Genomic DNA, 13490 nt, shown 5'->3' on the forward strand with positions numbered 1-13490 from the left:
TTCTGCGAGCGCTTAGCAAAGCAGCCCACGAACCCTGTACAATTACATATAATGGTTGAAAGATCAAAGAAAAGCTGCACGCTAACGGGAAAGAAACATTCACTTCTTTCCCGTCCGATAACTTGAAAAATGATCCTGTTTTATTGCCTTGTTCTGATTTTTTTCAGTTCTTCAGCCTGAATATGTCGGGCCGGGTCATTCTTTTCGACCTCTCCCCGGGCAATATGACGTTCATTGACACCCAGTTTCGGTGCAGGCAACAGCAATGACTGTCCTGTCCAGACCCCGAAGAGAAACATCCATAAAAAGATGCAGAAGCAGACTATACCGACCCCGGCAATACCACTCGGGGTCAACTCGAACTTTATCTTTTTTCCCGCCGGCTTTCGCCTTGGTGCCATATCGTACCCCGTTTACATACGTTCAGGAGCGGTCAGCCCGACAATGGCAAGTGCGTTACTGAACACCTGGCGCAAGGCCTCAATCAGACACAATCGAGCCTGACTCAACTGAACATCTTCTGTAATAACTTTGTGTTTGTTGTAGTAGCTATGGAACTGTGCAGCAAGGTCGAGCAGGTAGAAAATCACTTTATGCGGGGCCAGGTCAAGAGCTGCACCTTCAATGACCGCCGGCAGCTGCGACATGGTCTTCAGGAGCTGCATCTCCTCTTCTTCTTTCAAAAGAGAAGGGTCGATTTGATCAAAGCCTACTTTTTCTACACCTTTACCGGCAGCCTGCTCGAGTATGGAACACATCCTGGCGTGACCGTACTGGACATAGTACACCGGATTTTCCTGGCTCTCCTTGGTGGCGAGGTCGAGGTCAAACTCGAGCTGACTGTCCGCCTTGCGCATCATGAAGAAGAAGCGGACAACATCGACACCGACCATATCGATCAGTTCGTCAACCGTGACAAAGTTCGCCTTGCGGGTAGACATTTTTACCTGCTTGCCTTCACGGGTCAAGGTCACAAACTGGTGCAAAACAACAGTCACCTTGGACTCATCATAACCAAGCGCCTGCATACCCGCCAGAACATCGGGGATAGTAGCGATATGGTCTGAACCGAAGATGTCTACCATCCAGTCGAAACCGCGCTTGTATTTCTCGCGGTGATAGGCGATATCCGGCAGTCTGTAGGTTGGCTCGCCGGTATTCTTGATGATTACCCGATCCTGTTCCTGACCAAACTCAGTGGTTTTGAACCAGGTAGCATCGTCTTTCTCGTAGACCAGCCCCTTCTCTCGCAGTTTTGCCACTACATCATCGATATGCCCGTCATCATAGAGAGACTGCTCGTTGAAATAGTTGTCGAAGTTAATGCCCATGCGCTCCAGGGTGCCGGCGATATCCTTGAAGATAACATCCTTGGCCTTCTCTTTGAACGGAGTCACATCCGGCTCATCTTTCAAGCTATCGCCCTGCTCGTCGATAAGCTCCTGGCTGATATCCATGATGTACTCGCCCTGATAACCATCTTCAGGAAACTCATTCGGCAAACCAAGTTTTTCCAGGTACCTGGCCCTGGTGGACTCACCGAGAACCCGCATCTGGCGACCGGCATCATTGAAATAGTACTCGCGATAGACATCATGACCGGTGGCCTCGAGCAAACGAGCGATAGAGTCACCGAGTACAGCCTGACGACCGTGACCAATGCTGAGCGGCCCGGTAGGATTGGCGCTTACGAACTCGACCATAACCTTACGCTTATCGCCTACTGCGCTCAAGCCGAACTGTGTTCCGTTATCAACGATGGTGGGGATAATAACGCGCCATACGTCCGGCTGAATGAACACATTGACAAACCCTGGACCTGCGATATCGACCTTGGCGATAAGCGCGGTCTCTGCCGCCAGCATATCTGCTACCTGTTGTGCTATCTCACGTGGGTTGCGTTTCTCAACACCTGCGAGAACTAAAGCGATATTGGTGGCAAAGTCGCCCTGGCCCTTGCGCTTGGGCAGTTCAACCGCATATTTACCAGCCCCGGCGTCAGACCAGTTGCCATTTTCAACACCTTGCTGGAAACACCTGTCAACTACCTCTTTTACTCGTGCTCTGATCATGAATTATACTCGTCTATTGCTATCATTAAGGGCAACATGACAGGAAGGCCCACTGGCGCTTCACTCCCATTGAATCTGCTGTATTTTTTTCTTACTGCCCTGTCGAATAAGGTACGTTACATTAAATTTCGGAGGAGACTCTCCCGAACTTCAAATAAATTTTCTCTGGTTATTGTTGCCGAGCATACAGAGAACCTCATAACTGATTGTCTCCGCCCAGGCAGCAATATCATCTGCGGTGATCTTCTCGTCACCCTGCTCACCCAGGAGCACAGCCTCGTCGCCAGCCTGCACACCTTCTATGTCTGTAATATCAACCATGCACAGATTCATGCAAACCCTGCCGAGTATCGGCACACGCTTACCGTGAACCAATATTTCTCCACGATTGGAAAGCAGGCGCGAGTACCCATCTTCATACCCCACCGGCAATACCGCCAGCCGGGTTGGCCGGGTCGTTACATAGCTGTGGCCATAGCTGATGCCCACCCCCGTAGCGACTTCCTTGACCTTGGCTATCCTGGTGGTAAAACTCATGGCAGGCTTGAGATATGTATCTCCCACCTTGCCGTGTTGCCATTGTCCACTGGGCGAATAACCGTATAGAGCTATACCTGCCCGCCCCATGTCGCACAAGGTCTCGGGAAAATTAAGCACTGCACCGGAATTAGCAATATGCCGGATACCAGAAAATTGTGTTTCTATGCTGCGGCATGCTTCTGAATATACACGAAAAGCGTTGATGGTATTCGGCGAGTCAACGTTATCCGCCTCCGGAAAATGGCTCAAGAGACCACCGAGTCGTATTCCGGGCAGATTTTCGATCAGTTCGGCAAAAGTGGCTACCTCACCGGGCATCACACCCAGCCTGCTCATTCCTGTGTCGATCTTCAGATGTAGAGTTATTTCCCGCCCCAGGCGAACTGCTGTCTTTGAAAGCAGCTCAACCGCATCGGCTGAAAAGACGACCGGTGTGAGATTTGAGGTGAAAAAATATTCGACAGCATCGGGCTGAAAACCGACCATTACGAATATTTCGCCCTCAACCCCGGCTTGTCGTAGCCAGACTCCCTCGCAAGCTTCGGCCACACCAAAAAGGTGGCAACCGGCTTTGGCAAACGCCCTGGCAGACTCGACCATGCCATGGCCGTAGCCGTCGCCTTTCACCATGGCAAGAAGTTCTACCCCCGAGGGCAGTGAGGAGGAAACAATTCGATAATTATAAGTGAGCGCTGCCGTATCGATTGTGACAATATTGGAGGAACTCGGAGTGGGATTCATCGCGTCTTACACTTGAAGATCATTCTTTAAACCATGCCCGCCAGCTGTTTCGGCTCGACCAGGCAAGACCCCAGCCGACAGTAACATACAACACTCCCAATATCGTTCTGGGAATATGAGACTCCCTTAACAGCACGCCGGCAACCATCATGACTATCACCATCAACCAGGTTCCCTTGGAATAGACAGCGCCAAGACAGGTCCCATCGTTGAATTGAGAGATACGTTCCAGAACTCGCCGGGAAGCTTTGTCCAGGATAAAGCGTGATTTGAGAAAACCAAGCGCTACTGCTGGTATAACCAGAATGAGAAGGTCTGCGACATCCAGCCAGCGCATCCCCCTCCACATCAGCAGGGAACCTACACCGGTCCAGAGAGACGCCGCAAGCAGCAGATGTGTCTTCCTCTGCACGCCCGGCTTGAATCGGGACAGCTTTGATGGCATGGAACTTCTCTAACCTCTACTCTGCTCGAACAGCACAGTGGAAAATCTGATCCCCTTATGACTTTTGCAGTTTCGTGCCAGATGGAGATCGTTGTAACGGGTACAAACAAGACAAGCCCATCTCCAAATCGGAGATGGGCTTGCTGCATTACACTGTGCGATGAGGACTATTACATCTCAGTAACAGTGATAGCACCCTCAGGGCAAACCTCAACACAGGTCTCACAACCAAGACACTCATCCGGCTCAACTACTTCTGCTTTGCCGTCAGCCATCTCAAATACCTGTGCAGGACATGCTGATACACATTCCTCATCGCCAGTACACTTATCTTTATCTACAACTACTTCAAACATATTTCACCTCCATGAATTGGATAATTTAAAGAAGTATTTATATTACACTCTGTATGTAATCGAAATACCTTCACGAACATGTGTTTTCGTGTATTACTCCGTTTAATGTACGGCCAGTCTTTTGTCAAGGAAAAACTCAGCCCACACTCTATGTATATTTTTGCCGCATTTACAGGAACTTAAATCTTTCCAGACAGACTTTTGCCGATAATACACCCACCTAAGACCATTCGTTTTAATGCCGCCCAAGTCCGCGAAATAGAGCGCTGAATCTCCCGGCCGTTCCCATATACCCCGGCTTCGCATCTTGTAATGGCCGGGAATCCTTATAAAGGGCCATAAGCTGCAGCCAACCCTCCACGACCACAAAGTAGCACCTTATTCCAGGGAGATAAAAAACACCTGTCTTTCGACTCTTTCTGTATTTCTTTCCCTGCATGTTACAAAATAGTCACGTGGTCGGCAAAATCGCTTCGGCACCAGCAACATGCTATGCCCTCTGACTGTGACGAACCCAAATTCCGCACCACCATTGAGCCATCACTTCTATAGCACTATGCACTGCCGAAACTGACAGGGATGTTTTTGGTATCATGCCCGCCTGAGCTGATGAGAATTCCGGGCTCCCGGTAAAACCTTCGGCGCAATCGCTGTTTAGTAATTTTGCCGCACTGTCAAAAATCGAGATTATAGTTGACCCGAGGACGGCTTTGTAATTATGTTGCTGGTTCTTCACCAACGAGAAAAAAACGATCTGCCGGAACTTAACTTCCGGTGGTTTAAGATAATCCATTGAAACAACAATTATCACATCATGGCAAAAAAGATCTCAGAACGAAACCAGAAAAAGAATGAAATCATGGCAGAGAAGCGTGAACTGGCTATGATCGAAGGAATCCTTGAAGGCAGCCCGGATGGTATCGGGGTTGTTGTCATTCGCCTTGACTGCGGTTGCCGCAAGATGGCTGCGGTTGATAAAAGCGGAGAACCTGCATCAAAAATCATCATGTACCGTGACGATGCCGAAACCATCTGTGCCAAGTGCAAGAAGGATAATGGCGACTTTATGCGGGTAACCGAATCCTTTATTCACTGGGTAGATCCGGCACCTTCGGAAGAGGAGCAGGAAAAAATCTATATCAAGGTTATAGGTTCCAGCCCAACCCATTAGAAGTCTACAGAAAAATCGTTTTTGCCCAGATCAGCGTTATCGATGAAGAATTAATGCTCGCAGATAAGCGAGCAAAGAGAGACTTCGATATAGAGTGTTAGAGGTTCAAGCCCAGCATACTGATCCCGATTGAGTCGATATGGCACGCTATCCGGCGTCGCCATATCGATTAACGTCCAACCTGCAGTTCCGCAGTCGCAGTTACGTCCCCCATTCCAACCCGCAGTTGCCGTTGCAGTTGCAGTTGCTTTTCGCAGTCACGTCCAACCTCCAACATCCAACGTCCAACCTGCAGTTACGCAGTTGCAGTCACTTCCAACCTCCAACATCCAACGTCCAACGCCTTTTACGCTTTTACGCTTTTACGCTTTTACGCAGTTACGCAGTTACGCAGTTACGCTTTTTCGCAGTTAGCCTTATACTCCCGACACTTCGCAAGCAAGCCAGGCGCCCACTCAGGTGTACCATCCGCGTGAACGTGGGTGTACAGGGCGAGTACGTTTTTATGGCAGAGCCCGTCGCGTGACTCCATGAAACCTTTGCCACGCTCCATCGCTACCGTCATACTCTCCTCATCCCAACCCCAGTCTATCACGGTTGAGTAGCGAAACTCATGCCCCTTGACCTTGGTTCCCACAGGGTAGAAAGGGTTTTCACGGTCCACGGTAAAGGCCGAGTAGCCATGCGCCTGTGGTTTTACCGACATGCCGAAACGGGCGGGAAAAACTCCTGCGAGCGGAAATTCTTCACCATCGAGCTCAATGGATTCGCCAAGATAAATTAATCCCCCGCACTCAGCGTAGATGGGTAGCCCGTCATTCGCCGCCTTCCTGACTGACTGACGGAAACTTTTGTTGGCGGCTAGCAAGCGGGCACTGGTCTCAGGAAAACCTCCACCTATATAGAGACCATCCAGCTCGGGCAGCGCTTCATCTTCCAGGGCATTAATAGGTACCAGCTCTGCGCCACCCTGCTCCAGAGCCTCGAGATTTTCTGAATAATAAAACTGAAATGCCGCATCCTGCAGAATACCAATACGCACATCTCTGGCGACCGGCCCGGCAGCAACTTCAACCGGCAGGTATTTCTGTGCGAGATCAGCGTCCAAAGGTTTCATGATCTCTTCAACCCGTGCCAGGTCAATATTTTCTGAGACCGTTTCAATGAGAAAAGAGAGCGCGTCGGTTGAATCTGTGTACTCCTGATGGGGTATCATGCCAAGATGACGCATCGGAAAAATATCACGCTTCATACGGGGAATCACCCCTAGAACCGGTACTCCGGTATAGCGCTCAACCGCCTCCGTCACCAGACGTTTCTGGCGCTCGGTGGCAATATGGTTCAGCACCACACCCTGAATGTTTATGCGTTTGTCCAGCTCCATACAGCCCAGTACCATTGCTGCTACCGTCCTGGTGGTTTTGGTGCAGTTCACCACCAGAATAACGGGCAGATCAAGTGAAATGGCAAGCTCTGCCGTGGAAAACCCGCCCTCGGCATTGACGCCGTCATAGAGCCCCCGGTTGCCCTCGAGCAGGGCGATATCTGCTCCTGCTGCATGGGTGTAAAACGATTGTTTCAACTTCTGCTCATCGACCAGATACGGATCGAGGTTGTAACATTTACCGCCTGAGGCCAACTGCAGCCAACCAGCGTCGATATAATCCGGCCCTTTTTTAAATGGCACAACCTGTTGGCCCCGGGCGGCAAAGGCTGCGGTGAGACCAACCGATACCACACTCTTGCCCGAACCTCCGGCAAGCCCTGCAACCACTATCCCTATAGTCTGCATAATTTCCGTTTTACTCTTTTCTTTTTTTGAAGCCTGTTAAAGTTTAAACCGTAAAATTCTATGATATGCTCAGCAAAGCCTGATGGAGAATTGTTTTTCTGCCACAAGTCAGGTACGCGAGCAATATTTTTTATCTCGATAGCGCCGGGTTAGCCCCAAAGCCTTTCTGCTCTGCTCCGGCCCTCAGTGAACCTTCTTACCGTGTAGAGCCCACATCTCTTCATAGAGTGCATTGAGCCTCTGCTCCAGCTCCAGCCGGTAGGTCTCCACCGCGTCTCCTTTCACCCCCGGCGGTACCCCAAACGGCTCACCGTAAACAAGATCTACTGTCGAAAATGGTTTGGGAAAGGCGGTCCGATCCCAGGAGCGAATGGTACCATAACGGGAAGCTGCCCAGGCCATGGGTACAATAGGGGTTCCACTCATCGAAGCGATCAGGATCGCTCCGGGCTGAGCCACCCGCTCCGGGCCTTGTGAGCCATCCGTGACCAGCGCGGTATTCTCCCCGTTCCTCGCCGCTTTGACCAGATCTTTTAAAGCCTGCACACCCTTCTTATTGCGAGAGCCACGCACGGTTTTAAAACCGAAATGTTCCAGCATCCTGGAAATATATTCACCATCGGCACTGGAACTCACCATAATCACAGCATTATCTTTGCGGCAATGATAAAACATCCCCAGCAGGGAGTAGTGCCAGAAAGAGCCGATAACCGCTTTGCCGCTGCCTATCGTATTGTTGCGATTTTCAGCTCCATGAACCCGTATTTTACAGGTGGCATAGACAAGCCGCACTGCCACGCCGATAAGCACAGGTAGCACATATATCGCCAGTTTTTTCAAATACTTTTTCATCCCAACTCAATTTCCAGTTTGCGCAGAGTTTTTATTTTGTCGCGCAGTGCCGCAGCCTCTTCAAAGGCCAGCTCCTTGGCGGCTTGTTGCATCTCTTTTTCAAGCTTTTTGATTTCTCTCTCAAGCTCACCCACCGAGCTGAAATTCGGCAACTCTTCGGCAGCCTCCAGCAGGGCCTGCTGGCGCTCGTCCATCTTGTATCCGGAATTATGCAGATGCTGTTGCATGGTATCCTTGACCTTTGAAAAAATGGTCTGGGGTACCACACCATGTTCTATATTATGCTCATGCTGCAGGGCTCGGCGACGCTCCGTCTCAGCAATGGTATACTCCATGGAACCGGTAATTTCATCTGCATACATTATTACCCTGCCGTTTACGTTTCGCGCAGCGCGGCCGCAGGTCTGGATAAGTGACCGTTCCGATCGCAGGAAGCCTTCCTTATCCGCATCGAGTATAGCCACCAGCGATACTTCCGGAATGTCGAGTCCCTCGCGCAGCAGGTTGATACCAACCAGAACGTTGAACTCATCATTTCGCAGATCCCGGATCAGTTCGATCCTCTCCAGGGTCTTGATGTCAGAGTGCAGATAACGAACCCGGATACCCAACTTGTGATAATAGTCGGTGAGGTCTTCCGCCATACGCTTGGTCAGGGTAGTGACCAGCACCGCCTCATCACGCTCTGAACGGACACGGATCTCCTCCAGCAGGTCATCCACCTGGCTGGTCGCCGGGCGCACCTCAATCACAGGATCAAGCAAACCGGTGGGCCTGATCACCTGCTCGACAATGCGCCCCTCGGATTTATCGACTTCCCAGTCACCTGGGGTGGCCGAAACATAGATCGCCTGGTGGATTCGTCCTTTGAACTCATCGAAGCGAAGGGGTCTGTTGTCCAGGGCTGAAGGCAGGCGAAAACCGAAGTTGACCAGAGTTGTCTTACGGGACCGGTCACCATTGTACATACCATTCAACTGGCCGATTCCGATGTGACTCTCATCTATGAATATCAGGAAATCCTCGGGAAAATAATCGAGCAGGGTCGGCGGTGGAGCGCCTTCCGGTTTCCCGGTTAGATGGCGACTGTAGTTCTCGATACCGTTGCAATAGCCCAACTCATGGATCATCTCCAGGTCAAACATGGTCCGCTGTTCCAGCCGTTGCGCTTCCACCAGCCTGTTTTCACTATGGAACTGTTCCAGCCGCCAATTCAGTTCTTCCTTGATTGTCCGGTTGGCGATTTGCAGCCTGTCTTTGGAAGTAACATAATGGCTCCCTGGAAAAACCGTATATTCATCGAGTTTCTCGATAACCACGCCGCGAAGAGGATCGATAACATAAATCTCCTCCAGGGTGTCTCCAAAAAATTCCAGACGAATGGCCCGATCTTCCTCATGCACGGGGAAGATGTCGATAACATCGCCGCGAACCCTGAAAGTACCCCGATGAAAAGAGATATCGTTTCGCTCAAAGAGCATATACACCAGCCTGCGCTGCACATCCTCCATGGGATGTTCTTTATCGCGCTGCAGAAACAGGTGCATATTTTTATATTCTTCAGGGGAACCAAGACCATAGATGCATGAGACAGAGGCCACAATCAGTACATCCCGCCGGGTCAGAAGTGATCGGGTGGCGGAGTGGCGCAGTTTATCAATGGCATCGTTGATTGAGGAATCCTTTTCAATATAGGTATCCGACTGGGGGATATAGGCCTCTGGCTGGTAGTAGTCGTAATAGGAGACAAAATACTCCACCGCATTTTCCGGAAACAGCTCCTTGAACTCGGTAAAAAGCTGTGCCGCCAGGGTCTTATTGGGAGCAATGACCAGAGTGGGTCGCTGAACCTTTTCAACCACACTTGCCATGGTGAAGGTCTTACCTGAGCCGGTTACACCAAGCAGTACCTGATGCTTTGCTCCATTCTGAATTCCATTGGTCAGCAACTCTATCGCTTCAGGCTGATCTCCGGAGGGTGTGAACTTGGTAACAAGTTTAAAAGGCTTTTCCATAACTATATATTACGCAGTCCTCTCAAATGACGCTGCGCTTGCAATCAGAGAGTTTGAGGTGCAATTGCTTAAGACGGATAATTTACCAGATGAGGAGAAGATTTACTACGGACCAATGTGAAGACCGGATTCCTGGAGTATATACCTGTGAATCCGGTTCGCACAGGTACCAGAATTTCATTTTCCCTAGAGACAATCCGTATATCTCCCAAAGCGCTACGTCAAGAAGACCGGCTGAAACAGCCTTATGTTTCCTGCAGGATGATTTCAGAATAGAATTCCCCCGCCAGCTCTTTTGCTTCTGCGTTGTGGCACGGCGGAGCTTTCTTATCGATCTGATGAAAGAAGACCGGGTACGACTTGAGAAGTTCAGCCAGCGCCTGCCATTCCTGACGGTTGCTGACCTCCTGCCCTTCTCGGGTATGCCAGTCACGACGCTGCCATTGCCGCAGCCAGTTACCGGCACCATCTTTTAAATAGCCGGAAGTCGTGTAGACATGGACCGGCAGTTTGCGTTTAAGCAGTTTCAGCGCTTCTATGGCAGAGACAATGTGCAGGCCATTGCCGGTTCCCACCTGCCTGGTGCCGCCTATCACCCGATGGTGATCGCGAAAGCGCATGATTCCCGCCCAGGCGCCCGAGGAACTTTTCTGCCTCCAGGTAATCGCCAGAAAAATATGCACGCTGTTCTGGTCACCCAGCGGCAACACCGGTACTGGTCGCGCACTTCGGGCAAGCTCGTCCACCTCATTATTCAAAGGGTCATCCGCATGGCCCTTAACCCAGTTCCAATCGACCTGATGCCGATTTACCTCAACCAGTAGAGCCCGCCACAGATCCCGGTTTCGCACTGCATCTCCGGTAATGGTCGACCAGTCGCGCTGCTGCCAGTTGGGGAGCCATTCGGTAATACCATCTTTCAGGTAACGGGAATCGGTGAACAGACACACCCGGTGACTGGCAGAAAGTGACTGCAGGGCTTTCAGGGCTGCGGTCAACTCCATACGGTTATTGGTCGTTGCCTCCTCAGTCCCCGTTAGAGTCTCACGCTGTTCCTCATTATCCAGCACTATCGCTGCCCAGCTGCCAGGCCCGGGATTGGGGCTGCATGACCCATCCGTATAAATCCGCACCTCCGGCAAACCGTCTTCTGCCTTCATCTCCTCACTCACCCTTCACTCCTTTCTCCTCCCACCTCACGCCTCTTACCCAGCGGTTCCAGTTGCTGTTCCTTTTGCTTTTACGCCCTACCCGCAGTTGCCGTTGCTGTAGCAGTTGCAGTTGCAGTTTCAGTCACGTCCAACGTCCCCCATCCAACGTCCTACACGCAGTTGCAGTTGCAGTTCCGCAGTTGCAGTTAAGCTGTTGCAGTCACGTCCAACATCCAACATCCAACATCCAACCTGCAGTTACAGTTGCAGTTCCGCAGTTGCAGTTAAGCAGTTGCAGTTACTTCCAACGTCCAACATCCAACGTCCTACCTGCAGTTGCTGTTCCGCAATTAAAACCCATTCAACGACCAATCATACTTCAAAAATCGCACCTGCAAATCACTTCCAGCGCCATTTATCGTCCCAAGCATCTCAGGCGCGGCATACTTTTTCACAAATCCACCGATATCATTACCAAAGTCTACCCCAAACCACTTGAATATTTTTGACACATAGAGGGTGTTGCCGGCAACATAATTTGCTTTGGGGTCATTGAGAAACGATACCGTATTTCTTTGCAACTGTTTTTCCACCTCAGCTCCGGTATACGCCTCAGAGATGAGTGGTGGACAGCTTTTGGCCGCGCAGTTTATGGCGAAATGGATTCTTGGCTCGTTAAAGCGTGGCCGCAGTATTTCATGCTCAACATCATCGAGGCTCATTTTCAGTCCTCCGATATGAACAAAAGAAATTGACCAGGGTGAAGAGAAAAGACCGCCGATATCTTTTATCGAGTCAACAGGTCTTCCAGAGATAAAATTACGCAGGATGAGTTTTACAGTATAGGCATTGTAGGCATTTATATAGTACGCCAACTGATCGTTACGACTCAACACACCGGGATTCGTTGCATCAAGTCGGGACAGATATACATCAAGTTTCTTCTCATCCTCCTTAAATGCCGTATAGTTCACCTCCCCCTGGTGGACATGCTTTTTGAGCAACTGATCCCAATCAGTATGTAGATCCACTGCTTGAACACTGAGAGGTACAAGAAGTAACAGCAACAGGCAAATCGCTTTTGGCATGGCTCCCTCCATTCTTTGCATAGCATGCGCTATGTTGCTCAACCGCTCACAAATATGTGGTCTGTATCAGACCGGTTACTCTTCTTTCTTCGGCTGGCTGGCCCCAATTACCCGGGGCCGGACAAACTGCATGATTTTTTTAACGGTTAGTGGAAACAACCCCAAAATGACGAACGAAGCGATGAGACTGGGGGAAAGAATCCCCGATAACGAGTCAATTTTAGCTAACTCCTTGCCTGCATTGACATAGACAATGGTGCCGGGCAGCATCCCAAGCTGGGAGACCCAGAAAAACGTGATCAACCGCATAGTCGTCAAGCCCATGACGAGGTTGATGACAAAGAACGGGAACACCGGAATCAGACGCATGGTGAAGAGATAAAAGCCACCCTCACGGTCAATGCCTTCGTTGATCGTCTGCAATTTCCCGCCAAACCTCTGCTGCACCCAGTCCCGCAGCAGAGTGCGCGCCACCAGGCAGGCCAGGGCGGCTCCGATGGTAGAGGCAAAAGACACCACAACAGTTCCCAGCACCAGGCCGAAAAAGCCGCCACCGGCAAGCGTCATAACCGCCGCTCCCGGAAGCGACAGAGCAGTAACCAGTATATAGATGGCCATATAGGCTGCGATCACCGCCAACTGGTGCTGTTCATAGAGAAGCTGAAATTTTTCCTGGGAGCTCTTGAGATATTCCAGGCTGAGGTATTGCCCAAGGTCGTAATAAAAGAAGACAGTTACCACACAAATAACTATTGCCCCCAGAATGCTCTTTTTCACTAAATTTTTCTTCATAGGGTGACCCGCATCCTCATCTGCAGTCATACAAATCAACTGCGGTCTTGTTCAGAGTTTCATCCAGACTCGCTCACATTCTCCTCGCACCACAGGCCCAGCCCGCATTTTTTTCAGCTCAGGCAGCCTTCGCTTCAGTTATCACCGGAAGTAAATGATAGTAGCCTATTGTAACAGCAAAAAAATGAAGACGATACGCGGACTGTGCCCCTCCCGCCTCTTACTTCGTGAAGTTTTGTTTTAGAGCCGATCATTCATCTATATCTTCCCAATAAATGCAGTCTTTGGGACAATTCTTGATAGCCTCCCAGACGATTTCGGCAGGATATGTTTCCACATCAACAACTTCCATTCTGCCGGTTATTTCATTATAACGAAAAATCTCCGGGGCAACCTCTATGCAGCCACGACAGTCACTGCAGCGCCCGGTATCAATGACCAATATGCGTTTCATTCCTTACCTGTTTCATGCCAT

The 13490-nt window shown here is 50.4% G+C and carries 13 protein-coding genes; 1 reads left to right on the forward strand and 12 read right to left on the reverse strand.

The window, feature by feature from the left end; all coding sequences use genetic code 11:
• Positions 1 to 140 precede the first annotated feature (140 nt).
• The 5 genes from FCL45_RS19300 to FCL45_RS19320 form a co-directional block, all read right to left on the reverse strand.
• Positions 141 to 401 (reverse strand): hypothetical protein, encoded by a 261-nt coding sequence (locus FCL45_RS19300; RefSeq protein ID WP_136797688.1) that lies wholly within the window; start codon positions 399 to 401, stop codon positions 141 to 143.
• 12 nt (positions 402 to 413) lie between these two features.
• Positions 414 to 2072 carry an arginine--tRNA ligase gene (gene argS, locus FCL45_RS19305; RefSeq protein WP_136797686.1) on the reverse strand — a complete coding sequence of 553 codons (1659 nt, stop codon included), beginning with the start codon at positions 2070 to 2072 and terminating at the stop codon, positions 414 to 416.
• A gap of 150 nt (positions 2073 to 2222) precedes the next feature.
• Positions 2223 to 3353 carry an alanine racemase gene (gene alr / locus FCL45_RS19310; protein ID WP_136797684.1) on the reverse strand — a complete coding sequence of 377 codons (1131 nt, stop codon included), beginning with the start codon at positions 3351 to 3353 and terminating at the stop codon, positions 2223 to 2225.
• Between the two features lie 19 nt (positions 3354 to 3372).
• The gene (locus FCL45_RS19315; protein ID WP_136797682.1) at positions 3373 to 3798 is read right to left on the reverse strand and encodes a hypothetical protein; all 426 of its coding nucleotides are present in this window, start codon (positions 3796 to 3798) and stop codon (positions 3373 to 3375) included.
• 170 nt (positions 3799 to 3968) lie between these two features.
• Positions 3969 to 4154 carry an ATP-binding protein gene (locus FCL45_RS19320; RefSeq protein ID WP_136797680.1) on the reverse strand — a complete coding sequence of 62 codons (186 nt, stop codon included), beginning with the start codon at positions 4152 to 4154 and terminating at the stop codon, positions 3969 to 3971.
• 814 nt (positions 4155 to 4968) lie between these two features.
• Here FCL45_RS19320 and FCL45_RS19325 point away from each other — a divergent pair.
• The gene (locus tag FCL45_RS19325) at positions 4969 to 5325 is read left to right on the forward strand and encodes a hypothetical protein (RefSeq protein WP_136797677.1); all 357 of its coding nucleotides are present in this window, start codon (positions 4969 to 4971) and stop codon (positions 5323 to 5325) included.
• A gap of 394 nt (positions 5326 to 5719) precedes the next feature.
• Here the strand turns inward: FCL45_RS19325 and FCL45_RS19330 are convergent, their stop codons facing one another.
• From FCL45_RS19330 to FCL45_RS19360, 7 genes are all read right to left on the reverse strand, one after another.
• Positions 5720 to 7117 carry a cobyrinic acid a,c-diamide synthase CobB gene (locus tag FCL45_RS19330; protein WP_136797675.1) on the reverse strand — a complete coding sequence of 466 codons (1398 nt, stop codon included), beginning with the start codon at positions 7115 to 7117 and terminating at the stop codon, positions 5720 to 5722.
• A gap of 183 nt (positions 7118 to 7300) precedes the next feature.
• A complete protein-coding gene (locus FCL45_RS19335) occupies positions 7301 to 7969 on the reverse strand; it encodes a lysophospholipid acyltransferase family protein (protein ID WP_136797673.1) in 669 nt (222 codons plus the stop codon).
• Positions 7966 to 9984: an excinuclease ABC subunit UvrB gene (uvrB, locus tag FCL45_RS19340; protein ID WP_136797671.1), complete on the reverse strand. Its 2019-nt coding sequence runs from the start codon at positions 9982 to 9984 to the stop codon at positions 7966 to 7968. Before uvrB ends, FCL45_RS19335 begins: the two co-directional genes overlap by 4 nt.
• A gap of 245 nt (positions 9985 to 10229) precedes the next feature.
• Complete coding sequence (gene rnhA / locus FCL45_RS19345) at positions 10230 to 11156, reverse strand: ribonuclease HI (protein ID WP_136797669.1); 927 nt, start codon at positions 11154 to 11156, stop codon at positions 10230 to 10232.
• 329 nt (positions 11157 to 11485) lie between these two features.
• Positions 11486 to 12223 carry a DUF547 domain-containing protein gene (locus FCL45_RS19350; RefSeq protein ID WP_167495777.1) on the reverse strand — a complete coding sequence of 246 codons (738 nt, stop codon included), beginning with the start codon at positions 12221 to 12223 and terminating at the stop codon, positions 11486 to 11488.
• Between the two features lie 75 nt (positions 12224 to 12298).
• The gene (locus FCL45_RS19355) at positions 12299 to 13015 is read right to left on the reverse strand and encodes a TVP38/TMEM64 family protein (protein ID WP_136797665.1); all 717 of its coding nucleotides are present in this window, start codon (positions 13013 to 13015) and stop codon (positions 12299 to 12301) included.
• Positions 13016 to 13265: 250 nt separating this feature from the next.
• A complete protein-coding gene (locus FCL45_RS19360) occupies positions 13266 to 13469 on the reverse strand; it encodes a ferredoxin (RefSeq protein WP_136797663.1) in 204 nt (67 codons plus the stop codon).
• Between the last annotated feature and the right edge of the window lie 21 nt (positions 13470 to 13490).

The organism is Desulfosediminicola ganghwensis, from assembly GCF_005116675.2.
In the GTDB taxonomy this organism is placed as follows: domain Bacteria; phylum Desulfobacterota; class Desulfobulbia; order Desulfobulbales; family Desulfocapsaceae; genus Desulfopila; species Desulfopila ganghwensis.

What these genes read in the sequence shown, in the direction of transcription:
- FCL45_RS19300 (WP_136797688.1), bottom strand. Translation starts at nt 401, where the DNA reads ATGGCACCAAGGCGAAAGCCGGCGGGAAAAAAGATAAAGTTCGAGTTG.
- argS (WP_136797686.1), bottom strand. Translation starts at nt 2,072, where the DNA reads ATGATCAGAGCACGAGTAAAAGAGGTAGTTGACAGGTGTTTCCAGCAA.
- alr (WP_136797684.1), bottom strand. Translation starts at nt 3,353, where the DNA reads ATGAATCCCACTCCGAGTTCCTCCAATATTGTCACAATCGATACGGCA.
- FCL45_RS19315 (WP_136797682.1), bottom strand. Translation starts at nt 3,798, where the DNA reads ATGCCATCAAAGCTGTCCCGATTCAAGCCGGGCGTGCAGAGGAAGACA.
- FCL45_RS19320 (WP_136797680.1), bottom strand. Translation starts at nt 4,154, where the DNA reads ATGTTTGAAGTAGTTGTAGATAAAGATAAGTGTACTGGCGATGAGGAA.
- FCL45_RS19325 (WP_136797677.1), top strand. Translation starts at nt 4,969, where the DNA reads ATGGCAAAAAAGATCTCAGAACGAAACCAGAAAAAGAATGAAATCATG.
- FCL45_RS19330 (WP_136797675.1), bottom strand. Translation starts at nt 7,117, where the DNA reads ATGCAGACTATAGGGATAGTGGTTGCAGGGCTTGCCGGAGGTTCGGGC.
- FCL45_RS19335 (WP_136797673.1), bottom strand. Translation starts at nt 7,969, where the DNA reads ATGAAAAAGTATTTGAAAAAACTGGCGATATATGTGCTACCTGTGCTT.
- uvrB (WP_136797671.1), bottom strand. Translation starts at nt 9,984, where the DNA reads ATGGAAAAGCCTTTTAAACTTGTTACCAAGTTCACACCCTCCGGAGAT.
- FCL45_RS19350 (WP_167495777.1), bottom strand. Translation starts at nt 12,223, where the DNA reads ATGCCAAAAGCGATTTGCCTGTTGCTGTTACTTCTTGTACCTCTCAGT.
- FCL45_RS19355 (WP_136797665.1), bottom strand. Translation starts at nt 13,015, where the DNA reads ATGAAGAAAAATTTAGTGAAAAAGAGCATTCTGGGGGCAATAGTTATT.
- FCL45_RS19360 (WP_136797663.1), bottom strand. Translation starts at nt 13,469, where the DNA reads ATGAAACGCATATTGGTCATTGATACCGGGCGCTGCAGTGACTGTCGT.